Annotated in this window: 19 protein-coding genes and 1 pseudogene; 1 reads left to right on the top strand and 19 read right to left on the bottom strand. The window is 50.1% G+C overall.

Annotated features, from left to right (window positions below):
• Positions 1 to 56: 56 nt before the first annotated feature.
• The 16 genes and pseudogenes from AB4876_RS01410 to AB4876_RS01335 all read right to left on the bottom strand — a co-directional run bounded on the left by AB4876_RS01410 (position 57) and on the right by AB4876_RS01335 (position 15,791).
• Entirely contained in the window at positions 57 to 836 is a 780-nt protein-coding gene (locus tag AB4876_RS01410) for a bestrophin-like domain (RefSeq protein WP_368379868.1), read from the bottom strand.
• Between the two features lie 205 nt (positions 837 to 1,041).
• Positions 1,042 to 2,289 (bottom strand): flagellar hook-length control protein FliK, encoded by a 1,248-nt coding sequence (locus AB4876_RS01405; RefSeq protein ID WP_368379867.1) that lies wholly within the window; start codon positions 2,287 to 2,289, stop codon positions 1,042 to 1,044.
• A 79-nt stretch (positions 2,290 to 2,368) separates the two neighbouring features.
• Entirely contained in the window at positions 2,369 to 2,830 is a 462-nt protein-coding gene (gene fliJ, locus AB4876_RS01400) for a flagellar export protein FliJ (protein WP_368379866.1), read from the bottom strand.
• A gap of 15 nt (positions 2,831 to 2,845) precedes the next feature.
• Positions 2,846 to 4,165 carry a flagellar protein export ATPase FliI gene (gene fliI / locus AB4876_RS01395; RefSeq protein ID WP_368380109.1) on the bottom strand — a complete coding sequence of 440 codons (1,320 nt, stop codon included), beginning with the start codon at positions 4,163 to 4,165 and terminating at the stop codon, positions 2,846 to 2,848.
• A 16-nt stretch (positions 4,166 to 4,181) separates the two neighbouring features.
• On the bottom strand, positions 4,182 to 4,976 hold the full coding sequence (locus AB4876_RS01390; RefSeq protein WP_368379865.1) for a FliH/SctL family protein: 795 nt from the start codon (positions 4,974 to 4,976) through the stop codon (positions 4,182 to 4,184).
• Positions 4,977 to 5,030: 54 nt separating this feature from the next.
• Complete coding sequence (gene fliG, locus AB4876_RS01385) at positions 5,031 to 6,038, bottom strand: flagellar motor switch protein FliG (RefSeq protein ID WP_368379864.1); 1,008 nt, start codon at positions 6,036 to 6,038, stop codon at positions 5,031 to 5,033.
• 1 nt (position 6,039) lies between these two features.
• On the bottom strand, positions 6,040 to 7,698 hold the full coding sequence (gene fliF, locus AB4876_RS01380; protein WP_368379863.1) for a flagellar basal-body MS-ring/collar protein FliF: 1,659 nt from the start codon (positions 7,696 to 7,698) through the stop codon (positions 6,040 to 6,042).
• Positions 7,699 to 7,785: 87 nt separating this feature from the next.
• A complete protein-coding gene (gene fliE / locus AB4876_RS01375) occupies positions 7,786 to 8,130 on the bottom strand; it encodes a flagellar hook-basal body complex protein FliE (RefSeq protein WP_368379862.1) in 345 nt (114 codons plus the stop codon).
• Between the two features lie 11 nt (positions 8,131 to 8,141).
• Positions 8,142 to 9,080, bottom strand: a pseudogene (locus AB4876_RS01370) (sigma-54 interaction domain-containing protein); the annotation flags it as partial.
• A 43-nt stretch (positions 9,081 to 9,123) separates the two neighbouring features.
• Complete coding sequence (locus AB4876_RS01365; protein WP_368379860.1) at positions 9,124 to 9,306, bottom strand: hypothetical protein; 183 nt, start codon at positions 9,304 to 9,306, stop codon at positions 9,124 to 9,126.
• Between the two features lie 339 nt (positions 9,307 to 9,645).
• Positions 9,646 to 10,683, bottom strand: a complete 1,038-nt coding sequence (locus AB4876_RS01360; protein WP_368380108.1) for a sigma-54 interaction domain-containing protein — start codon at positions 10,681 to 10,683, stop codon at positions 9,646 to 9,648.
• A 449-nt stretch (positions 10,684 to 11,132) separates the two neighbouring features.
• A complete protein-coding gene (locus AB4876_RS01355) occupies positions 11,133 to 11,483 on the bottom strand; it encodes a flagellar protein FliT (RefSeq protein ID WP_368379859.1) in 351 nt (116 codons plus the stop codon).
• Positions 11,484 to 11,574: 91 nt separating this feature from the next.
• Positions 11,575 to 12,015, bottom strand: a complete 441-nt coding sequence (gene fliS / locus AB4876_RS01350; RefSeq protein ID WP_368379858.1) for a flagellar export chaperone FliS — start codon at positions 12,013 to 12,015, stop codon at positions 11,575 to 11,577.
• 108 nt (positions 12,016 to 12,123) lie between these two features.
• Positions 12,124 to 13,509, bottom strand: coding sequence for a flagellar filament capping protein FliD (gene fliD / locus AB4876_RS01345; protein ID WP_368379857.1), 1,386 nt, complete (start codon positions 13,507 to 13,509; stop codon positions 12,124 to 12,126).
• Between the two features lie 149 nt (positions 13,510 to 13,658).
• Positions 13,659 to 14,201, bottom strand: a complete 543-nt coding sequence (locus AB4876_RS01340) for a flagellar protein FlaG (protein ID WP_368379856.1) — start codon at positions 14,199 to 14,201, stop codon at positions 13,659 to 13,661.
• 141 nt (positions 14,202 to 14,342) lie between these two features.
• Positions 14,343 to 15,791 (bottom strand): flagellin N-terminal helical domain-containing protein, encoded by a 1,449-nt coding sequence (locus AB4876_RS01335; RefSeq protein WP_368379855.1) that lies wholly within the window; start codon positions 15,789 to 15,791, stop codon positions 14,343 to 14,345.
• A 250-nt stretch (positions 15,792 to 16,041) separates the two neighbouring features.
• Here AB4876_RS01335 and AB4876_RS01330 point away from each other — a divergent pair, with 250 nt between their 5' ends.
• Entirely contained in the window at positions 16,042 to 16,668 is a 627-nt protein-coding gene (locus tag AB4876_RS01330) for a sulfotransferase family 2 domain-containing protein (RefSeq protein WP_368379854.1), read from the top strand.
• Between the two features lie 40 nt (positions 16,669 to 16,708).
• Here the strand turns inward: AB4876_RS01330 and AB4876_RS01325 are convergent, their stop codons facing one another.
• The 3 genes from AB4876_RS01325 to flgK form a co-directional block, all read right to left on the bottom strand.
• Positions 16,709 to 19,414, bottom strand: a complete 2,706-nt coding sequence (locus tag AB4876_RS01325) for a tetratricopeptide repeat protein (RefSeq protein WP_368379853.1) — start codon at positions 19,412 to 19,414, stop codon at positions 16,709 to 16,711.
• A gap of 644 nt (positions 19,415 to 20,058) precedes the next feature.
• Positions 20,059 to 21,252, bottom strand: a complete 1,194-nt coding sequence (flgL, locus tag AB4876_RS01320; protein ID WP_368379852.1) for a flagellar hook-associated protein FlgL — start codon at positions 21,250 to 21,252, stop codon at positions 20,059 to 20,061.
• Between the two features lie 58 nt (positions 21,253 to 21,310).
• Positions 21,311 to 23,200: a flagellar hook-associated protein FlgK gene (gene flgK / locus AB4876_RS01315; protein ID WP_368379851.1), complete on the bottom strand. Its 1,890-nt coding sequence runs from the start codon at positions 23,198 to 23,200 to the stop codon at positions 21,311 to 21,313.
• Positions 23,201 to 23,212 lie beyond the last annotated feature (12 nt).

The raw sequence follows: 23,212 nt of genomic DNA, 5'->3' as shown, positions 1-23,212 counted from the left end.
CAATAAAAAAGGGGCATTACGCCCCTTTTTTATTGAATATCAGAAAGCGTCTCCGCTCAAATTGCCTGTAAAGCCAGCAAACTACTTTGATCCACCTGAATTAAACCGCGTTTTGGCCTATCAAGATCAATAATAATAAAGACAATCATTGCAATTAAAAACGACACCATCACTGTTGGCGCCATCACCCGCGCACCGCTCAAACCACTTGAATAACCCAACATCCCCCCAGAAGCAATAAACACAACAAACAGTAATAACAACACAACTTCAGGAACACGCATCTGCTGCAAGGCATTACGTTTACCTTGGCTATCTATCATTTCATTCAAAGAGTTAACGAATGCTCCAGAGGTCACTGGGCGTGGATCAGCATTGGTTGCCATCACCGCAAGCGCCCAAAGTTCATTTTGCAACACAGCAATATCCTGGTTATATTTTCTGCGCTCGACAGCGTGACTAAGATCAACTTTGCCAATACCAATACGTATTTCAACATAGCGCGCCAATAGTATGCGAGCCTCTTCGCGAAATTGCTCGGGCAGCAACTCCACCCTTAGGCCCGCGGTACCAATCGCATTCGCCTCATCAATCAAGGCCTCACTACGACTATCAAAGCGCTGCATCGACATACTAAAAGTAAAACCGAGCAATAAAGCCAGCAAACCCAAGATGCTACCCTGTATCGAGCCCGTCAGCGTTTTCACCTCGGAGTCAGTACTGTGCTGCACAAAGCGACCTACTCTAAAGCCCATCTCATTTAGACAAATAATGAGGAGAAACAAAACAGCGGTGATAATCAAACTATCGTAATTGTATAAAAAGGGCTGCGCCATGGTATTTCCCAAATTGCTGACACGGTATAAGACATCGATGATACCGCCCGCCAAATCCTAATAGCGGGCGCAACATCGGCAATTGGTGGTCTAAAGATGTTGAAAGTTCCGGCGCTGAAAATTAATTTGGTCAACGTCAAAATTTAGCGGGTGGGAAGCCTAATAACAAATCTTCCGTAAATTAAGCAGGTCGCCAAACAAGCGTTTAAGCGTAATAATCTACGGCGAGTGTCTTATTCATCGTAACGGTCGACATATCCAATTGGCTAGGCGATTCTTCCTCCTGATTATCTGTACCGGCCAAACCAGCCCCCTGCGCTCGTGATGATCCATCTCCCTGCCCTGCTGACTCGCCAGCAAATTGCTGATTGCCATTGGTGGCGGCACCGTTACTCAAATTCGGGTTGTGGCTGATTTTCACCTCGTCCAAGCGCAAACCTTGCTGCTCTAAACCGCTTTGTAAGCGCGGCAACATTTTTTCAATCAAATCACTGGTGTCGCCGTTCTGGGTTTGAAACTGCACCGAGGTATTGTCGCCCTGCATGGATAACTGAATATGAATACTGCCCAGCTCAGCGGGGTTCAGCTGCATGGTTGCGGTGTGAACGCCGTTATTCATCATCATGCCAATCCGTGCGGCCATAGCCTGCCCCCACGCGGGGTTGTCGACCAAACTTTGATTCATTGTTAAAGCGACCGGCGCCCGTGGCCCTGCGCCACTGGCACTACTTAAGCTGTTTTTCAGCTGCGACAGAGCCGCCAACTCAGCAAAGTCTTCCTCCGCAGTAAAGCTTTCAGTTTTCAGGCCCTTTGCCTGCGCCAAGCCAAGACCTTCACCGGCGGCAACCGCGCCCTGCAGTGCCGCAGCGAAGCCGCCTGCCGACGCTGTCTGGGAGCCCTGACTATTAACACCAGCCAAGAGCAGATTCGACTTAGCCTGGTTTTCACCTTGGAGCAGTTTTTCCTGTTGCAATAACAGTTGATCTACCGCCTGCTGACCGCGATTGCCGCCGTTCAAACTGCTATCGTCAAAGCCTTTAGCAGTACCAAGCTGAGTACGCGACCAGTCGATCTGGACCTGCTGCCAATTCACTAGGGCATTTTCTGCATCGAGATCGGCGTCGGCATCAGTCAGCTCGGCCCCAGCTGTCATTTGCGGCGTAATAAGCGGCAAGGCTTTGCCGGTAAGCGGCAAGGCTTTGCCACCACCGTCTTTGAGCAATAATGCGCTGGCGGCAGCCTCGGCGTCGCTGGCCACTAACTGAGCTTCGTCTGCATCCACCGCTGCACTTGCGCTTTGCTGAGGGTCGGCAGCGCCGCCCATTTTACCGGCAAGTAGTTGATTGAAGGGCAGTTGCGAGCCTGGATTACTCGAATTTTCCGCCTTTACAGAAGCGCGGCTCTGTTGATTTACGTCGCTGCTACTCAGCGCTGGCAGTGAGCTAGACGGCATAGTCGGTAACCTATATAAATTTAATTAGCGCCGGCAGCCCCTAGGCGAATTTCCGGCAATATTAGAATTAGAGCAAAGCCTATGCCATATCGCTGGACTGGCGTGCCGACCACACAAAACGCTGGCTGCTCAGGTCATCTGCTTGGCGCTGCTCTTCGGTATTGAGCTGCTGCTGTTCTTGCGCGCGGTAGCGATCGGTCAGTTTTTCTAAACTCATGGCGCGACAGCGGCTGTCCATCCAGTTTTGACGTTCATTGTTCAGATTAAGCTCGGCGCGTTCTACAGCCTCGGCCTGCTGCGCGATAGCCTTGGCGAGCTTGCTCATAAATTGACGGGTTTCTTGTAAGCGATTTAAATCTAATTTTTGGGCAGCTTGGTTGTGACTGGTATCCGCGTACTCGCGATAATACTGTTTCAGCTCATCATGTTTTTTTTGTTGGTGGTCGTAGTGCTTTTGGCTTTTCGCAAAGCGCTTGGCCTGCTCCTGCTCCTTACGCTCGGCTAAAGCATTCACAGTTTGCATACGCTGGGATTTTTTCATATAGCCACCTGTAGCTTATGCGTCATCTAATAAAACATTCAGCTGATCAACGGAACTGTCAAAGGGCTCTGCTTCATCATAGGCCTGTTGCAGAAATTTCACCATGTTTGGCCAAAGCGCCACGGCGTGATCCAAACGAGTATCACTGCCCCGCTGATAGGCGCCAATCGTGATCAAGTCGCGATTCTGCTGGTAGAGCGAGTACATTTGCCGAAAATAACGCACCTGCTCTTGGTGACTCTTATCGGTAATATCGTTCATTGCTCGGCTAACCGAGCGCTCAACATCAATCGCCGGAAAATGACCGGCATCGGCCAATGCCCGCGACAGCACAATATGGCCGTCAAGAATTGCCCGTGCCGAATCCACAATCGGGTCATTTTGGTCATCACCCTCGGCCAATACCGTGTAAAACGCGGTGATCGAGCCGCCACCAACCACACCGTTACCGGCGCGCTCCACCAGTGCAGGCAAACGAGCAAAGACCGAGGGCGGGTAACCCTTGGTAGCTGGGGGCTCGCCGGTGGCCAATGCAACCTCACGTTGAGCTTGCGCGAAACGGGTGAGGGAATCCATTAGTAATAACACTTGCTTGCCCTGATCGCGAAAATGCTCGGCAATCGACGTGGCCAGCCACGCACCGCGCATCCGCATCAGCGGCGGATGATCCGCCGGTGTCGCAATTACCACCGCCCGCTTCATATCTTCGGTACCAAGAATACTGTCGATAAATTCTTTCACCTCGCGGCCCCGCTCACCAATGAGCGCCACCACCACCACATCAGCCTCGGTAAAGCGGGTCATCATGCCCAGCAGTACACTTTTACCCACCCCGCTGCCAGCAAACAGCCCGAGTCGCTGACCACGCCCCACGGTGAGCAGTGAATTAATCGAGCGCACGCCAACGTCTAATGGTTCGCGAATAGACTGGCGCAACAGCGGATTAATGGGCGTGCCATTAATCGAGCGAGTTTGGTGGCAGTGTAACGGGCCTTTGCCGTCGAGGGGTTTAGCGGCGCCGTCGAGCACCCGCCCTAATAATTCGTCGCCAACAGGAAAATCTGAGCCCTTGGCAATGGGTATCACCCGAGCATTGGGCATTACCCCACGCAGCTCCCCTGTCGGCATGAGCAGAATTTTATCGCCCGCAAAGCCCACCACTTCGGTTTCCAGCCAATCGCCGTCAGCGGCCTCAACAAGGCAGTAACCGCCCACAGGAGCCTTACAGCCCTCAGCCTCCAACATAGTGCCCACTACCCGCTTGAGCTGCCCCTCAACAATAAGCTTTTCACCACCGCTAAGACGCTGGCGGTACATTGCAAACCGTTGCTGCATTTGCTCGCTAGATAGATTACTCACCGCTAACCCCGCGTTCATTGGTATCTGCAGCGCGCTGCGGCACCATGGTCTCACCTAGCATTTCAGCTACAACGTGCTGAATACGGGTCTCAAGCTGCTCGTCAATTCTAGAGTGATCGCTGTTAATTCGGCAGCCGCCGCGACTTATTGCGGGGTCTTCAATTAATCGCCATGCGGGGTCTAAAGGCTCGTTGCGATCTTCGTGCAAGCCGCGCAGCACCTCGGCATCTTCGGGATTAAGGAATATCTCAAAGCCACCGTTACTTAACGGCAGCGCTGCAACTGCTTTGTGAATAAGGTTTTCAATTAACTCGGGGCGCAAACTCAACTCGTGGCGCAATAATTGTTTTGATATGGCCAAGGTCATTAAAAACAGCTCGCGCTCTAGCTCGCTGTCGATCCACTTTTGAGGTTCACGCAATGCAGCTAAAGCCAGCTGTAGTTGCTGGCTTTGCTCGGCCAGTAGACGCTGAGACTCCTGCTTGGCATCATCCATACCCTGCTGAAAGCCAGCGTCATAGGCCTGCTTCCTCTGCATTTCAATGGCATTTTTAACATCTTCAGCAACGATGGTATCGTCAGCCATACGCGGCTCATTTACCATTGGTTCCGAGCGTTGCGTGTTAACTTCCGCGTGGGGCCGCTGAATACTGGTCGCATTAACTTCCGGAGGCTTCCAGCTTTGGTAGCCCTGGGCATTATCGCTGCTATCGGTTACTGCAGATGAGTCACTAGCACCATCGGTTTCTATAACCCGTGGCACAAACACTTGAAACACATCTGCCATAACAGCCTCTTTGTTGTCTATTTAACTGCCTATTTGGGTAATTATACTTCAGCGCTAGACATAATCGTCGCTGCCACCGCGACCCAAGTCGATCTGCCCCGCCTCCGCCAATTTTCTGGCAACCGCGAGAATGTCTTTCTGTGCCGCTTCCACATCACTTAGCTTCATTGGCCCACGAGCGTCCATATCTTCGATCAACATTTCACGCGCACGCTTCGACATATTACCCATAATTTTGTCACGCACACCCTGGTCAGCACCTTTCAACGCCATTGGTAAAATATCGGAACTCACTTCGCGCAGCAGTAACTGAATACCCTTGTCGGGAATATTAATGAGATTGCTAAACAGGAACATCAGATCTTGAATTTTCTCCGACAGTGACTCATTTTTCTTGGCCACCGACTCTAAAATTCGCGTCTCTGCTTCGGGGTCTAGGCCATTCATAATACCCGCCACGGTCAAGGCGCCATCAATTTTGCGGTTTTTAAAGGTAGTGGTTACCGACAACTTTTTCTTTAACACCGTCTGTAACTGACGCATTGCGGCTTGCGGTATGGTCTGCATATTAGCAATACGCATAACGATGTCGTCTTGTAAGTCTGGGGCCATCTGCTTTAGCACTGCACCAGCCTGCTCTTGATCCATATGCGCCATAGTGATGGCGATAAGTTGGGGATGCTCATCTTTTAACATATGCAGCAGCGCATCGGGCTCGAGCCAGCGCAGCGAGTTCATCTCTTGGGACTCTTCGTCGCCAAGCACGCGATCAGCTAAGGTCGCACCCTTCTGCTCACCCAAAGTAGACGTGAACAGTTTACGCACATAGCCATGCACGCCAACCCCTAAAGAGGTTTCAGATTGCATCGCCATTCTAAAATCATCTACCACGGCTTCAGCGCGCTCATTATCTACACTGCGAATAGCCGCCATCGCGGTGCCAATCACCTCAACCTCATGGGGATCGACAAACTTAAGCACTTTTGCCGCCTGCTCCTCGCCCAGCATCAAAAGAAATAAAGCCGCTTTTTCGCTGCCACTACCACCAGAACTTGCTGCCATATTAGGATTTACCATTTTCTTCCGACACCCATTTTTTCATGACTTGCGCAACACGCTCGGGGCTTTCATTTACCACCGAACGCACTTCTGTCATTTTCTCTTCAAAACCCATCCGGCTACCGAGTTGAGCCTGCGCCATTTGCGGGCCACCGAGGGCGGCTACCGCTGGATGCAAAACCTCGCCGGTAACATTGTCAACCTCAGCACCCGCTGGCAATTGGCCCGCCGCTGCGGCACTCGAACTATTGCTGTGCATCAAGGTACGCATACCTGGCCTAAGCACGGCAAACACAATAATCAGTACCGCCAAGCCTGCAAAAGATTGGCGAATCAAGTTCGCAAACCAAGGTTGCTCCCAAAAACCCGGCGCCGACATTTCATCATCAAAAGCATTTTGCGGTTGAAAATCGGCCGACACCACTGTTACTCGGTCGCCGCGATCTGCATCAAAGCCAATTGCATCGCGCACCAACAGGTTCAATTTTTCCAGCTCTGCGGCGCTTATCTCTACCGACGTGGGCTCCCCCCCCTCCTCGACCGTCGAACTCCGGTTCGCGACCACCACGGCCACCGACAGTTTTTTAATTAAACCGGTTGGCGTTGTAGTGTGATTCAGCACTCTTTCAATTTCATAGTTGCGAACAATAGAGCGACTACCACCGTTATTGCCACCATCACCTTCAGTGACCTGGCCACCAATGCTCGGCGGCTCATTAGTTAACGAACCGGGAATACCTTTTGCGCCAGCATTACCCGCGGCGGCGCGGCCCTGTTCATTAATTTGCTCGCTGCGCACCACTTGGCGGTCGGGGTTCCAGCTCTCGCGGCTTTCTTCACCAGTAGAAAAATCAACATCTGCCGACACCTTAACCCGCACCTGCCCAGCATCGGCCAAGGGGCGCAATAAATCTTCAATGCTGTCTTCGTAGGCACTTTCAATACGCTGACGGTAGCTAAACTGCCGTGAACTCAAACCCAAGTCGTCTTTGTCGCCCTGCTCAGATAGCTGATTACCCTGCTGATCTACCACAGTCACCTGCTCTGGCGACAAGCCGGTAATACTCGACGCCACTAAATTCATAATGGCATTTACATTTTGCTTGTCGATGCTGCTGCCTGGGAAAATGTCCAACATTATCGAGGCGCTGGCGGGCTTGCGATCACGCACAAACACCGACTGCTTAGGAATAGCTAAATGCACCCGCGCCTTACGCACTTGGTGCATACTTTCAATCGTGCTCGCCAACTCCTGTTCTAAAGCGTAATGATACTTCTTAGACTGCATAAACTCACTAACGCCAAAACCCTGCTCTTGCTCAAGAATTGCCATACCGGTGCCATCGCGCATCACACCCTGACCAGCTAGTTTAATTCGCGCGTCATGAATTTTTTCTGAGGGAACCATAATAGAGCCAGTTGGCTCCTGAATTTTATAGGGAATACCCGCAGCATTTAGGGCATCGATAACCCCCGCGGCACGCTCAGGCGCAACATTGGCATACAAAGTACGGTAATCCGTGCCCTGCGACCACATTACCGCTGCCACCCCAATTGCCACACTGGCGGCAATACCCACCAGAATTAGCAGCTGACGCAACACATCATTTTTTGCCAAATCGGCGAGTAAACTCGTCAGCGGATTGCTTTTCGCTTCAGCCATTTTAATTACCCACCCTCAGCACACTTCGCACTAGCAAACGCTCAATTAGATTCAAAAAATGATATGACACACCCCATAATACAGGCATTACATCGACATCCTCATCACTTCTTGATATGCGTCCACAAATTTATTACGAACCTCAACCACCGCCTTAAACGCAACGTCAGATTTCTGCATATTCACCATAACCTCAGCCAAACTCACGTCGCGATCACCGCGTTCAAACGCCGCCGACATCGCACCGGCATTCTGCTGCGTGCTATTCACTGCATCAATCGAGTTTTTTAGCATCGCGCCAAAATTAACGTTGCCAGGCGCATTAACCGCAAAGCTGTCGGCCTCAATCATGCCTGGCCGACTAACGCTAGCCTGCTCCCGCAGCGCGCGAATTTGGCTTAAGATCTGATCAACTTTCATTCCGTCTGACATAATAATGCTCCTTAACCCGTGATGTAGCTTTGTTCGCGCAGCCGCGCCAATTTATAACGCAGGGTACGTGGGCTAATTCCAAGAATTTCTGCTGCTTCTTTTTTCGAGCGACCTAAGCGCAGCGCATCGCTAATCATTCGGCGCTCCTGATCGCGCATAAAACCGTCTAGTACTTTTACGCCGCTAGAATCACGATCACTCATCTCCCGCGACTGCATGTCACCGCCATAAACCTGCTCACCAACAAAGCTCATCCCAGTCTCAAATTGAATATCGCGATCGGTGATTTCATCGGTCTGACGTAAAATCAAGGCACGTTGAATGACGTTATCCAGTTCCCGCACATTGCCGGGCCAGCGATAGCTCATCATTTTCTCAAGCGCATCTTCTGTGAGTACTTTCTCAGCGCATTGGACACTGCTATCCCGGGCTAAAAAGCTCAACGCCAAAGGTAAAATATCACCGCGGCGCGCTGCCAATTCCGGAATATGTAAAGGAAATACATTAAGGCGGTAAAACAAATCCTCCCGAAACATGCCAGCTCTAACCACTTCACGCAAATCGCGGTTACTGGTCGCAATTACCCGCACATTCAAATTTAAGGTTTTGCGGCTGCCCAAGCGCTCCAGTTCACGCTCTTGCAGCACACGCAGTAACTTAGCCTGCAAGCCAAGTTCCATTTCAGAGATTTCGTCCAGCAGCAAGGTACCGCCCTGCGCCTGCTCAAACTTACCGGCGTGGCTATTAATAGCGCCGGTAAACGCGCCTTTTTCATAGCCAAACAACATCGCTTCTAACATATTTTCGGGAATCGCCGCACAGTTCAAGGCCACAAACGGGCCACTGCTACGGTGAGAGTTAGCGTGTATATAGCGGGCATACACCTCTTTACCGGCGCCACTTTGGCCGCTTATCAAAACCGTCGCGTCGGTTAATGCCACACGCGTCGCCATGTCTTTTACCGATTTAGAAGCCGCATCCGCCACAATTAACTCAGTCATGACGCGCACCTCCCAATACCACGCCGCTATTCGCCGCTTTACCGAGACCAGCCAAAATTGCACGCAACTGCTGCCCGCTAAGTGCCAACTCACGGCGACATAAGTCGCGGTAATAATCTGCCGTTAGGGATTTGTGATGCTCGCTTTGGTGGTCAGTATCGCTACGCTTAATCATGGGCACTAACTCTCTTTTTAACTGCGTTTGCATTGATAAAGCAAACGCTGTGCCACAACATTAAAACCTTTAAATACAATGAGTTAAATAAAATTAAGAGGAATAGCCATTTTTTTGGCGATGGAATTTTGGCGGAGCAAGGGACAAAGGGCGTCGGACGTGGGCTTGCATAACGCTTGATGGGAGACAGGGAACGCAAGGGCCGCTCAGGCCAAGCAGCCTGGACTTGCCAGATCGTAAAGTAGCTAGAATTATATTATCGCCATACCGACCAAAGCGGGTGTTGGTGGGCGGAGCGAATAAAAGCGTATCCCCTCACCCGTCAAGTATTCAGCGGCGCTAAGACACGCCAAGTTTTTTCATTTTCTCTGCAAGTGTAGTCCGCTGTAAACCTAGGAGCTGAGCTGCGCGAGTAATCACCCCGCCCTCTTTTCTTAAGGCTTCGCTGATAAACCACTGCTCGATCTCGAGTAGGTAACTTTTAAGATCAATACCTTCGTCGGGAAGTGGCGGTCGACTGCCATTGCTTGTCAATTCCAAGGCGACATCATCGTCATCGTCGCCATGATATACCGCAAGCGACGACATCAAGGCATCTTGGTCATCGCGGCTGGGTTCTAAATCAGCATCTACAACCCCAAATGTTTGATATTTAATGGGAAGGTCCTGAGACTTAACCAGTTTGGCGCTGTGGGTAATCGCCAAACGCTCCATTAAATTTTCCAGCTCCCGTACATTGCCCGGCCAGGCGTGCTGCTGCAATGAACGCATGGCACTGCTAGAGAATTTAGGCGGTGTCATGCCTTTGGCTTCGAGCCTAGCCATAAACACGCTCATCAACGCCGCAATGTCTTGGGGGTGATCTCGCAGTGCAGGCACATCAATCGGGAATACGTCTAAACGATAAAACAAGTCTTGGCGAAAGCTGCCGCTAATCACCATATCGTCTAAATTGCGGTGGGTCGCGGCCAAAATACGTACGTCGCAATGCTGAGTGTGATTACTGCCCACGCGTTCAAAGCAGCGCTCCTGTAAAACCCGCAATAATTTAACCTGCATTGGCAGGCTCATATCGCCAATTTCATCTAAGAATAAGGTGCCACCTTCAGCCATTTCAAAACGGCCCTTGCGGGTCGCAACCGCGCCAGTAAAGGCGCCCTTCTCATGGCCAAACAATTCACTTTCTAATAAGTCGGCAGGAATAGCTCCGCAATTAACCGGTACAAATGGCTTTTCAGCACGATCAGACGCGGCGTGAATACGACGGGCAACGACTTCTTTACCACTGCCAGACTCACCGCGAATAAGGACCAATGTATTGAAACCCGAAACCTGATTTATAAGCTCATCAAGGGCTTGCATGGGTTCAGACTCCATCACTTTAGGACCAGCGATAACACACCTACTCGGAATCAAATTATCATTTTTCTGTACGGAAGCGGTCATGACGTCCCTGAACCTTTTCACAAACATTGTATTTTTATAGCAGCAAGCTATAACAAATACAAAGTTAACGAGCCAGAAGATGAATATAGTATGGTCGTTATGATGGGGACTTGGTCTACAAGAAGGTATACGGGAAAGCCCTAGGTCGCTATACAGCTAACGCCTAGTGTTCTAAATTAACGTCCCTATTAAAAGCACACGCCTCACCACTTATTAATTTAGTCAGAATCATATTTTTAAGCTGTTGATAGCGCAAGTGTTTTTATACGTTGCGGCACATTAAAACAAGTTAGAGGCCTTTATCGCGAGGCTAAAAGGCTATCAGCCGGCAGGCCAGGAGCTAAAAATACGATTTAGGTTTTGAGTGCACAAACTTCCTACTAAGCAAGACTGTGGTTTAAATAGGCATCAACATTACGCACATTTTGGCGGGATTGGTTGGCATCGGTTAGCATTGCGCTGCGCTGGTGGTATAAAACATCGGCTACTTTTTGGTCAATCTCTAGAACGGCTTCAATAACCTCTGCCACTTGCTGACTCTCTGACGGCGAACACGCTTGGGCAAAAAATAGATCCATTAGAGCCCGACGATCAATTTGCTGCGCCACAGCCTCAGCCCAGTCGTTATTGTCGGCCAGCTGCTGAATGCTTTCGCTCATTAACAATATATCGCGAAGCTGCCGTTGACGGGCACCGAGCACCTCAGAACTTCGCAGCATATCAATATTCATTCATCACCTATCATTAGCAGCAAAACACCCGTGCAACACTAATCGAGTGCGGCGGGCTACACACCCGCCAAGTGTATTCCAAATACCGTTATTACACAGTCTCGGCCTGGTAACTTGCACTGGCATTAGCATCTGCACCAGTCACTCCGGCGGGAATTGCATCCCAGGCCTCTTTCAATTCTTTAAGTAAGGATGCCACTTCATCTAAAGCACTTTCATCGTTATTAATATTAGCCAATAACAAACGGCGATTCATATAGTCGTAGAGGTTTTCGAGGTTTTCGGTCATCTCAGCGTTAACGCTGTGATCTAGGCTCATTCGCAGGCCGTCGACAATCGACATAATACGGTCTATGGCAACAATTTTACGTGACACATCTTTGCGCTGCATATGGCCCTTGGCAACGGCTAAGCGGTCTAGCGCCCCATCCATTAACAACTGAATTAAACGGTGCGGGCTGGCAGCCGCCACTGAAGACTGGGCGCCAACGGATGCATATGCCTGGGTCGCTCTACCTGCTGAATAGCTCATTGTTTTTCCTCTTGGTAAGCCCTAAATGCTTACCTTAATTGACGGCTTCTCATGGCTTTTCTTTAGTACTATTTTCGTTTATTTACCGCTATTTACAGTGGAAACTACTTACTTCTTAAACACCGAACCGGGCAAATTATCGAGCTGTTGAGTTAAAAATGTGCCGGTGCTATTTAACTGGCCTAGCAAAGTATCTAGGGCCGAAAATTGGGCCTGATAACGAGCCTCAATCGACGCCACCCGCCGATTCAATGTTTCGCGTTGCTCTGCAATCCGCTCTACCTGCTTTTTCAGACCTTCGGTGCGGTTGTCTAAAATACCTCCACCCGCAGTGATATCACCAATGACTGAATCTAAGCGCGTGGCGTAACCATTGTCACCAGAAAATACCCCAGCGATATTGGCAAAATCAGTATCTAACACGGATGTTAGCTTTGCCGAATCTATTTCAAGCTTGCCTTTATCGCCAGTGGTAATGCCCAGTTCAGCCAAGGAATCTAATTCAACACCCAAACCGCTAACAATCGTACCCATTTCTTGGCGAATTTTGTTGGCCACGCTGCGTGTTGCCGAGTCGCCCTGCAATAAGCCCGCGGTATTCGCCTCGGCATCATAGGCCGTTAAATCATTTAGCGTAGTGATTAAGGTATTATAGCTGCTTACAAAACCTTCGATGCTCTTTTTCACCGACGCGGTGTCGAGTTTTACCGCCAAACTAAAGGTTTCACCGGGCTCAGCCTTCTTAACATCAATTGTTACACCTTCAATCATACCCTCAAATTTTTGGTTAGCACTGTAGGCAGTAAAACCATCAACAATAATTTTAGAATCCAAGGCCGCGGCTTTCTCGGTCATTGGCGACGCATTATTCGGATCAAAAGCTAATTGGTTAAGTCCAGTAGCGCCACTTTCAACAACATCCACTTTAATGGCATTTTCTGCCCCGCTGTTGGTTGATGAAAACACCAGATGGGCGCCGTCTTCATCGGTCACAATATTGGCCGTCACGCCGGTGTTGTCTTCAGCGCTATTAATCGCGTCACGAATCTCTTGCAGTGAATTCGCGCCATCAGCAATTGTCACGGTAAATGACTCTGTACCTTGGGTGAAGGTTAAATCACCGGCACCCACAACCGTAGCGCTGTCTGCATAAGCAGCAGAAGCAATTTTATGCTTAGTCGCCAACTGTTCAACCTGAACAGAATAGGTTCCGGCAGAAGCCGCATCAGTACTCGTTGCAGTAAAAACAGACGTATCAGAAGAGGTTGCCGAACGCTTAGTGAAGGTTTCCGCGTTTTTCAAGGAGCTAAGGCTAGATTGAAAGGTGGTTAACGCCGATTTAAGCGAGCCATAGGCCGATAGACGGGCCTGAATAAGCGCTTCTTTAGAGGCTAAGCGGTTTTCCTGGGGGGCGCGCTCCGCATTTACCAACTGCGAGACAATACTCGTGATATCCAGCCCTGATCCAATACCTGATGCTGTTACCGATGCCATACTGTCTCCTGCACCTGCGGTGCTAAGCCAAATTCTTTGCAGAGCTGAAAATCAATGCCCTACAAACCCTCATGGCCTGTTGTTACTTTTCCACGCGAATACGTGAACGATTTAGCCACTCAAACTCAATAATGCACGTTACGCGCCAATTAAGCCTGATCTTTAATCAAACTGCCGGTGCCTTCAATAAAGGTGCGGGCAATATTCAACAATTCTTCCGGCGGTATCTGCCGAATAACCTCACCAGACTCGGCGTGAATCACCTTGAGAATAGTCCGGCCGGTAGTGTCATCTACCGAGAATTCTAGGTCGCGCTCACGGTCTTTAAGGACTTCATTGAGTTTAGCCACCGCTTGCGAGGTTTTCTCAATATTGTCTGTAGAATCAAACTCCGCCACCAAGGCCACCGCTAAACGGCTCAGCTCAGAGGACGGTTTGGCTTCTTCGCCACGGGCCGCGGCTGCGTTTTCAGCGGTGCGACTTGGCGCCGCCTGGGAAGAATTCGACGTGGTCGGCAAAGCCTTGCCGCCTGACACCGGCACAAACCGGCCGCCAGATTGATTCGCGGCACCGGTATTTGTACTCACCGCTGGGCTTAAATTTTGAGCAACTGCTCCCGCCGCCGCAGGACTTTTGCCCGCCGACTTAGGGTAGCTCGATGCTACCGATGGTAATGATAAGCTCGTATCCATAATGTAACCTACTCACCCTATCAAACAGTTATATCAGAAACACGAACAGAGCCTTTAGGCCCCGTCGTCTTTTCCGTTAACTCCCTGTCTGGGCCGTTAATTCCCGCGCTCTTAGGAGCGCGGGTCCTAGCGGGCTGCGACTTACTGCAGCAGACTCAGAGCGGCCTGTGGTAATGCATTGGCCTGGGCTAAGATCGCGGTGCCTGCCTGTTGCAGAATCTGCGCCTTAGTCAGGTTAGCGGTTTCTGCCGCAAAGTCAGCATCCAAGATCCGACCACGTGATGCAGACAGGTTCTCAGAGATGGTCTGCAGGTTAGTGATCGTAGACTCGAAGCGGTTTTGAACTGCACCGAAGTCGCTGCGTAGTGAGCTAATCGATGTTAAAGCAGAGTCTACCCGGAATATTGCATCGTTCGCACCGTCCACGGTACTTACGTTTACACTATCTAAGGTCTCGGTAGTAACGTTGTAGGGGCCACCAGTCAAGCCTATTGTCGTCCCTCCAGTTACGGTAATGGCCTCTGACGCAGTCAAAGAAACCTCACCAAAGACCGATGCGGTACTTGCAAGTCCGCCCGCAGCAAGGCCACCGCCCAGAGTTTGATCAAAGGCAATGTTACTACCATCAGCTGCGGTTAAAATTATCCCGCCCGCATTAGGTCCAGCTGAAGCGATAACACCGGTTTGATTTGAGTACTGGTTAATCGCATCAATCGCATCTGAAGATGTAAAAGGTCCTGCTGTCTGCTCAGGTATACTAAGAACATTTGTGCCATTTATCGCCAGATCGTATGTTTCCCCAGTTGCTGTCACAACATTAGTAAACACATTTTCAGCGGCCTCCGTTGTCGCTGTCGCTGTCAACCCCGGAATGGACGCAGAATTAATTGCTGCAGCTTTCGCAAAGGCACTAGATGCATCCTGTCCTGAATCGGCATTCACAACATCGGTGCCTATGTATTTCGTACCTGCGGTAGAAGCGCCTACAAGTTGGGCAGTATCGTCGCCCACTTGTATCGATAAGGTACTAGCAGGTAAATCGGCGCTAGTAACAGTACCTGTTGCCGAAGCGATCCTACCAATTTGCGATGCTTTCACACCAGTAGATAGGTTAACATTAATAGTTTCACCGACGTTCGCTCCTACTTGAAAGGCTGCATTACCGAAAGTGCCGTCAAGTATTTTTTGTCCGTTGAAACTGGTCTGACCACCAATCCGATCAATTTCCGCTAATCGCTGAGAAACTTCAGCGTTAAGCGCGGCACGATCCGAAGAAGAGTTTGTAGCGTTAGCAGACTGCACCGCCAACTCACGAATCCGCTGTAGGTTGTTGGTAATTTCGTCTAGCGCGGCCTCACCGGTTTGAGCCAGTGAAATACCGTCGTTGGCATTACGAACTGCTTGGTTCAAGCCATTGATTTGAGTAGTGAAGCGGGTAGAGATGGCCAGACCGGCAGCATCGTCTTTCGCGCTATTGATACGCAGACCAGTAGAAAGGCGCTGCAGCGAAGTATTCAAGGTTTCTTGCGACTTTGACAGATTGCGCTGGGCATTCAAAGAGGCAACGTTGGTATTGATGCTTAGTGCCATGGTAATTCTCCTTTCCACTCTATGCGGTATAAAGACGTAAGTCTTTGATTAAGCACCAGTCAAAGTGACTGTAGTTTGCTTTCAACCCAATTAACGGCAGTGAGGGAGATAACTTTAGTCCTTTTTCACTTTTATATGTTAGAAAAGTAATAGAGAATAACGCCACAAAAGAACATCTAATAAAATCATTGACTTAGACGTCGTATTGAACAGCAACATCGCTCATCCAGATCGTATTACAGGGGATACAATGGTCATCAACGAGCAGTATGGGTTTGTATTTGTTCACGTACCCAAAACAGGCGGGAGCTCATTAACCCAAGCACTAACCCAGTTAGATGGAAATCGTCCAGATTGGGGAAGTCAATCAACAAAGCACGAAACCGCAAACGAATTTTTATCACAACTTCCCGCCAGGATTAATAGCTCGCGCCAACCGCCCTCAGCGTCGCTCAAACTCGATCTTTTTGGCTTTGTACGCAACCCATGGGACCGAACTGCCTCGCTTTATTACTACTTAGTAGAATCTCACCCAGTTGCCCCTACAAAAACCCTTAACAGCTTCGAACAGTTTATTAATCTCATGGACGAAAAAATCGAATGGATTACTAAACTACACTCATATCGCAGCCAAGTTGAATACTTTCAGAATAGCTCTGGTAAAATTATTGCAAATCACATAGCTAAGTATGAAGACTTCGATAATGAGGTAAAGGTAATATCAGAGAACTTAAAGATTAGTTTGGACGTACCAAAACTAAACATATCAAGCAACAGCAAGAAGGATTACAGGCGCTTATATACAAGCCATATGGTCGACATAATTTCTAATTTATATGCCGACGATATTTCGAATTTTGGATACAACTTCGAATAGCTTTGCGGCCAAAAAATCTAGTACTGAACTTTACCACTAACTAAAACTGTGAAAAATTATTCCGCGCAGCGGCTAACAAGCTATTTCGAACCTCAGATTTAAGGATAAATCCACTCGGTACTTTTTCACGTTCGGCTAACATTGCCATTAGGCGTTCGCTTAAGCCATCACCCTGCGGAACCGCGGCATCAGGCATTTGCAACATTTCCAATAAACCGCCAATTTTCGGCGTATTACTCTCACACACCACAAAAGGCGTACCTAAAAAGGCTGCGGCAATACTGTGGTGAAACCTCCCCGATATCAGCATGGAGGCATTGGCAATGGCCGACAACCACTCAGCCTCTGTAGCGGCATAACAAAGTTCTGCGCAGCCTGGTGCTTGTGCCTGAATCCATTGAGCAAAAGAAATATCGTCGGCGGCCATATGCGCACTTGCCCCCAGAAGCAATTGTATGCGGCGACCACTAGCGTGCAGCGTTTTAACAAAATCAACTATTTCAGCGCCCATACTTTGCTGCCAAATTACTGAACCAGCCAGCACAACTGGGCCGCCAGCTAGCAGCGTATTTGGCTCAATGCCAGAGGCGTCGATAAATAGCGGCAAGCAGTCAAATGATTGCTGGCATTTCAGCCCTAACGCACTCATTTGCCGTAAGCTCACCCCTTCTCGAATCGCAATGAAATCGAGCTGCCGGTACACCTGTGCATACAAATTAACGAGAGGCGACTCCTTATTTCCTAGTCCGTCATCGGGATAGCAAGAGTGATTTATAAGTTGAACGAACTTACCGAACCGACTTTTAGCAATATAAGCCAAATATAGTAAGCCTAGGGCCGTAGCATTTTGGCCATGCAAACTACCTTCGCCATTTATGACCACTACATCGGCGGCGGCTAGCTGATTACACAATTGAGCGTTTACGGACTGAAAACGCAAAAAAGCATCATCAAGCTCAAATTCTTCAAAACTATTCGGTAAACCCTGCAGCTGACAGGTTCTGGCAATTGGCACGCCTTCCACCACGTAATTCCGCTCGCGCAAAGCCGCGTGAATTGCGAGGCTAGTACCGCTACAGCCCCAGTGATACCAGTCAGACGTATCATTTAGAAGCAAAGCGAGTTTGGGAAGTCCGGTGGAGTCGCATTGCGAAACCGAATACCGATTTACTACACCTTGATCGTCAAATTCCAAATCACTTAAAGCTTTTGGTTCAAAATCATTGCACTGCCCAAAAACACCCTTAAAGACATTGCTCCAACCGGCACTCCCTGTTGCCGAGCTGCGAAACAATCGCGCAGAGTTATACCAAACACTGTCATCTCTGCCATCGACCCACCGGCGCTCCGGACCTTCGGGAAGCAATATCCAAACCGGCACCCCAAGTGCGCCAGCTAAATGTACGGTGGCATTATCGGCTGAGATAACTAAATCCAGCTCGGAGATCAGAGCAGCCAAGGCCTCTATGTCATTAAAAGCATCTAGGTCGTCGAAATGACATAGGGTATCACCGGCTATTTCGGCTAACTCTGCAAGTTCCTGAGGGCTTGTCCGGTACTGTAGATTCACAAAATTCGCATTTAAAGACTTGAACAAGGGCTTCCAGTACTTAAGATCAATACTACGTGCTGCGACCGCCCGCGTTTCAGCACCGCCACGCCACGAAAAACCGATTTTCAGAGGTTGTGACAAAGCCGAGAGGCGCTCACGCCACGCTCCCCGCAGCTCAGTGTCGGCACACAAGTAGGCTGCCCCTCTAAAATCTGCATCCTTATTTCGAACATAATGCGGCAAATCTCCCGCTGAAATACGGCAATCTAGCGTATTGGCATCAAAGCTATTTTTGGCAACAACGCTCACACTAGGGAATGAGCGAGTAAACATCTGCACTAAACGAGGATCGCACTCCAAGGTGCACTGCCCCGCGTGTTCAGCGAAATCGTTTGCACAAGAGGCAAACATCACTTCGTCACCCAAGCCTTGTTCACAACTAATCAAAACGCGCTGATTCGCGATTTTATTCATTTCAGCATGCGGTAAACCAAAGGAACGAACAGGATTATTTTCTAAAAATGTCGGTGCACTGAAGCGCCAGCGGTATTCCTGCCAACCCTCCGTCCATTGCCCCATTCGCAACAAACTCCCTGAGCGTTTCATGTGCAATTCGGGGTCTGCAGGGTTCAGCGCAAGCGCCTTATCAAAGTGCTGCAAAGATTCAGGCGTTTTACCGATTTTAAAATACAGAGTGCCTAAATTTTTTAGCGCTATTTGGGATTTTGGGTTTAGCTTTAATGCTTGCTCATAAGCCGGCAGCGCTGCTTTTATATTGTCTAGGTCTTGTAAAGCCACCCCAAGGTTTTCATAGGCCTGCGCATAATCAGGTTTTAAGCGGATGGCTAAACGGTAAGCCTCAACCGCTTCACTGTGTTTTTCAAGGCCTTGTAACACCACCCCGTGGTTATACTGATATCCCGCCACTTTCGGATTTAACTTAATTGCGCGCTGAATGTACTCCTGCGCCTGCAGAAGATCACCACTGCTTTGAAAGATTAGCCCGACTAAATGCAATGAATCAGGATGATTAGGCTCATGGCTTAGTACCTGGCTGTAGCCATCGACTGCCTGTTGTAGCTGGCCTTGCTGATGATGAGCTAGGGCTTGATTAAAAACCGATTGGAATTCAGGCGGGAGAACGACTGCATTCTTGATGCTTTTTTTACCAGATTTTTTGGGCTTTTTACTCACTGGTGATTCCTGAGTTTTTTATTGAGTCGGAGGTCTGGTGTCTGACGCCGGATGCTTTAGGGCATTCGCTATCGCTCATTTGGATACCTGCCTACGCAGGTCTGACAGAAATTTAGCACGACGCTTCACCATTGTCGCCATTGGAAAAATGAGGGTCTGCGTTGGGAAGTCTGATGCTGAGTGTCTGACGACAGGCGCTTAAAGGCATTCGCTTCGCTCATATGGATACCTGCCTTCGCAGGTATGACTCGGTGGTTAGCCGTAGTAAGGCGCCAAGACCGGTTTTACGCCCGACGCCAGACGTCTGACGGGGTTTTGCGTCTCCCGTCTCCCGTCCAGCATTCGGCAGCAAACGGCATTCGCTTCGCTCATATGGAAACCTGCCTGCGCAGGTATGACTTGGTGCTTAGCCGTAACCGATTTTGCGTCAGACGTCCGACACCAGACGTCTGATGGGGTTTTGCGTCTTCCGTCTCCCGTCCAGCATTCCGCAACCAAGGGCATTCGCTTCGCTCACATGGATACCTGCCTGCGCAGGTATGACTCCGTAAGAGAGAACATCACGCAAGACCAGTCTTAGCGCCTTCCGTCTCCCGTCCAGCATTCAGCGCCGTTGCCTCAGACACCCGACGTCCGCCCTTCACTTAGAGATAATTAAACAGCGACAAGCCCTGCACCTTACTAAACGCCTGCTGAGCCGCTTGCAATGCCGCTTGTTGCTGGCTAAAACGCGAGATCGCTTCGGCGTAGTCTAAATCGTTCACCAAACTCAGGTTCTCGGCTATTTGCAGGCTGGCGCCGGCGTTAATGTCTGATTGCCGCTCTAGGGATTGCAGACGCGAGCCAATGCCAGTTTGTTTGTTAATGAGGTGATCCATTGCTTGGTCGATATTGCTAATGGCGTTATTGATTTCGCTATTTCGCAGGGCTCGGCCACTATTGCTATTGCGCGGGGTTTCTAGTGATACCGCCAGCGCTTCTACCATAGAGAATAAGTCTTGGCGCTGAGCTGGAGCTATGCTGAATTCGTCGCCAGCCGCCGCAGGGCCTTTAATTTTTACAGACATGCCACCCGCGGCAATATCGCCGCCGTCTTGGTAAGCAGCGCTGCTCACTACTGCGCCACCGGCATCTAGCACCTCGTATTGAGTGTCGCTGACAAAACGAATGGTAAAGGATTCGCGATTAAACTGGCTGAGGTCTGTCACCGTACCAGCATCAATAACCGCGCCGCCGGTATTTGTGGGATTGGTAGCGGTTTGGAATTTGCCATTGCCGTTGAGAATATTCATAAACACTTCAGAGCCTGGGTCGCCGTCTGGCAGGCTGCGGGCAGGGCCAACTTGCAATTGACGCTGACCGTCATCGCCGTTGTACACATAGCCGCTGGTGGTTTTAGAAAACGGGGAACTGCCCTCTTGGTAACCGGCAAAAATAAAGTGACCGCTGCTGTCTTTGGTGTTGGCGTAGCTCAGTAAATTATCGAGCTGCTGGCGCATTTCAGAGGCGATTGACTGGCGAGACTCATTGCTCTGAGTGGCATTATTGGCTTGGATTGACAGCTCCCGCACGCGCTGTAATACATCGATGCTATTGTTAACAATACTTTCTTCTAGACGGAGGCGACTGTCTAGCAGATTGCCATTGCGCTCGTACTGCTCGGTTTTTTCTTTGGCGCGGGTCAGCTCTAAGCTTCGCACGGTGCCAACGGGGTCGTCTGAGGGCGTGAGAATTTTTTGGCCGGTGGCAACCTGCAGCTGAGTTTTAGACAGCTTGGCCTGCTGGCTCAACATGCTGTTGACCCCATTGGCGTAAATCTGACTGGTTGAGATTCTCATACGTCTGCTCTCTGTGTCATTTGCGCTGCCCCGCCGTTCACTGTTGTTATCCTAGCTATTAACGAAACGCGCTCATCAGGTTCTGAAATAAATCATTGGCGATACTGGTGGCCTGTGCGGCAGCTTGATAAGCCTGCTGAAACTTAAGCAGATTGGCCGCCTCTTCGTCTAAATTTACCCCAGATACGCTCTCGTAACGGGCGCGGGTTTGGGTGAGTAAGTTTTCTTGAGACTGCTTATTAATTTGGGCGCTGCGGGTGGCCACAGCAATATCACCGACCAAACCGTTTACCGCGTCTTGTACACTCACCGTACCGCCATTAAGGAGCTTGAGGTTTTCCGCACCGGCCAGTTTTAGAATATTGCGGTTATCACCCACGGCATTGGTATTGGCGCCAATAAAAAAGTGGTCGCCCGCAACCGGGCTGCCGTTAAGCACAAATTGATTGCCGTTAATATTTAGATCAGTGCCAGGTGTATAGCTGAAGCTACCGCTACCATTAACTTGGTAGGTATTGGCATTCAAAAACTCAATATCGACATTGTTTAGTAGATTCGGGTCGCTGCTGTCGACAACATTGGTCTGGCTGATGCTGCCAGTGCCAATATTATTGCTGCCCGTTAAGCTGCGGGTAGCGGCGGCCGCTGCGATGCCCGCGGGGTCAGTTAGTACGATTTTTAAACCGGCGGTGGCGCCCTCGGTGGGCCGTAACACAAATTGATCCCCCGCCGCTGCAGCGCCGTTCAGACTAAATTGCACACCACTAAGCTGGAACGGGTCAGCAACGCTGCCACTACCGGTTACGCCGCTCACGGGCTGACCGTTGGCTTCATCGAAAAATGACCAGCTGCTGCCGTTAAAACGCATTAATACATTGTTGCCGGTCACCTGTGACAAGTCGGTAATTTGCGCCGTCATTTGGGTGGCGCTACTGTTATTAATGCTGCGATGCACGACGGGATCTGGCACCGAGAAAATATCTGCACCTTGATTGCCGCGCAGGTCGATACCGGCGCGGTTCTGCTCGTTCATTGAACTGGCCACTGCCAAGCTAATGCGGCCGAGTTCATTGCGGGTTTCGTCGAGCAGGCCATCGCGAAAATTCAAACTGCCGCCCAAACTACCGCCACTGAGGCTACCGCTAATCACGGCATTACCGCCGCCTAAATCCATTGCGACTTCGATGCGACCAGGCTCAAATACATTAGAAACCGCATTCATTTTTATGGTGCGATCGCCCAGTACCAGCGCCTCGCCATTACCCACAAACACGCTAACCGTGCCGTCGTTTTGCTCAACCGATTTAATGCCAATTAATTCGTTTAACGACAATAAAGCCTGATCGCGCTGATCGAGCAAGTCATTTGGCGTGGTACCGAATTTACCCTTGGATTCGCTGATCAACAAATTGATATCTGCCACCTGAGTAGCCAAATCATTGATATCACTAACCGAGGTACTAATGCGCACATTCACTTCACGGCTAAGGCTGGCGAGCTGGGCCGACAAATCAGCGAAGCGATCGCCCAAGCCCTGGGCTTCGGCGAGCATCAGCTGGCGAGATGAGATCGACGATGGATCGTCGGCCACACCTTGAATACTGTTGTAGTAGCGCGACAGCGACGCGCCCAAACCCAAATTGGGGTCGGCTAGGGCGTTATCTAATTGGGATGCCAACTGGTAGCTATTGTCCACCGCCGAGAACGCCGCTTGGGCGCTGCGCAATTGGCCGGCGGTAAAGTTGTCGTACACGCGGCTTACAGAGGCAACCTTTACCCCAGAGCCAATTGTGGTGCTGCCCAATTGCTGGGGCACCCGCGTGGCGAAGTCTACCCGCTGACGGCTATAGCCCTCAGTGTCGGCATTGGCAATATTGTGACTGGTGGTGGCCAGCGCGCGCTGATACGACACCAGCGCCGACAGGGCATTACCTAGCATGTCACCCATGTGTTACCCCTT

Origin of the sequence: Zhongshania guokunii (genome assembly GCF_040892635.1) — a bacterium.
Taxonomy (GTDB): Bacteria; Pseudomonadota; Gammaproteobacteria; order Pseudomonadales; family Spongiibacteraceae; genus Spongiibacter; species Spongiibacter guokunii.
This window is presented reverse-complemented; position numbering and strand designations above follow the sequence as displayed.

What these genes read in the sequence shown, in the direction of transcription:
- fliS (WP_368379858.1), bottom strand. Translation starts at nt 12,015, where the DNA reads ATGAGCTATTCAGCAGGTAGAGCGACCCAGGCATATGCATCCGTTGGC.
- AB4876_RS01355 (WP_368379859.1), bottom strand. Translation starts at nt 11,483, where the DNA reads ATGAATATTGATATGCTGCGAAGTTCTGAGGTGCTCGGTGCCCGTCAA.
- fliG (WP_368379864.1), bottom strand. Translation starts at nt 6,038, where the DNA reads ATGGCAGCAAGTTCTGGTGGTAGTGGCAGCGAAAAAGCGGCTTTATTT.
- fliF (WP_368379863.1), bottom strand. Translation starts at nt 7,698, where the DNA reads ATGGCTGAAGCGAAAAGCAATCCGCTGACGAGTTTACTCGCCGATTTG.
- AB4876_RS01335 (WP_368379855.1), bottom strand. Translation starts at nt 15,791, where the DNA reads ATGGCACTAAGCATCAATACCAACGTTGCCTCTTTGAATGCCCAGCGC.
- AB4876_RS01365 (WP_368379860.1), bottom strand. Translation starts at nt 9,306, where the DNA reads ATGATTAAGCGTAGCGATACTGACCACCAAAGCGAGCATCACAAATCC.
- AB4876_RS01410 (WP_368379868.1), bottom strand. Translation starts at nt 836, where the DNA reads ATGGCGCAGCCCTTTTTATACAATTACGATAGTTTGATTATCACCGCT.
- fliJ (WP_368379866.1), bottom strand. Translation starts at nt 2,830, where the DNA reads ATGAAAAAATCCCAGCGTATGCAAACTGTGAATGCTTTAGCCGAGCGT.
- fliD (WP_368379857.1), bottom strand. Translation starts at nt 13,509, where the DNA reads ATGGCATCGGTAACAGCATCAGGTATTGGATCAGGGCTGGATATCACG.
- AB4876_RS01360 (WP_368380108.1), bottom strand. Translation starts at nt 10,683, where the DNA reads ATGGAGTCTGAACCCATGCAAGCCCTTGATGAGCTTATAAATCAGGTT.
- AB4876_RS01405 (WP_368379867.1), bottom strand. Translation starts at nt 2,289, where the DNA reads ATGCCGTCTAGCTCACTGCCAGCGCTGAGTAGCAGCGACGTAAATCAA.
- AB4876_RS01330 (WP_368379854.1), top strand. Translation starts at nt 16,042, where the DNA reads ATGGTCATCAACGAGCAGTATGGGTTTGTATTTGTTCACGTACCCAAA.
- flgK (WP_368379851.1), bottom strand. Translation starts at nt 23,200, where the DNA reads ATGGGTGACATGCTAGGTAATGCCCTGTCGGCGCTGGTGTCGTATCAG.
- flgL (WP_368379852.1), bottom strand. Translation starts at nt 21,252, where the DNA reads ATGAGAATCTCAACCAGTCAGATTTACGCCAATGGGGTCAACAGCATG.
- fliE (WP_368379862.1), bottom strand. Translation starts at nt 8,130, where the DNA reads ATGTCAGACGGAATGAAAGTTGATCAGATCTTAAGCCAAATTCGCGCG.
- AB4876_RS01340 (WP_368379856.1), bottom strand. Translation starts at nt 14,201, where the DNA reads ATGGATACGAGCTTATCATTACCATCGGTAGCATCGAGCTACCCTAAG.
- fliI (WP_368380109.1), bottom strand. Translation starts at nt 4,165, where the DNA reads ATGCAGCAACGGTTTGCAATGTACCGCCAGCGTCTTAGCGGTGGTGAA.
- AB4876_RS01390 (WP_368379865.1), bottom strand. Translation starts at nt 4,976, where the DNA reads ATGGCAGATGTGTTTCAAGTGTTTGTGCCACGGGTTATAGAAACCGAT.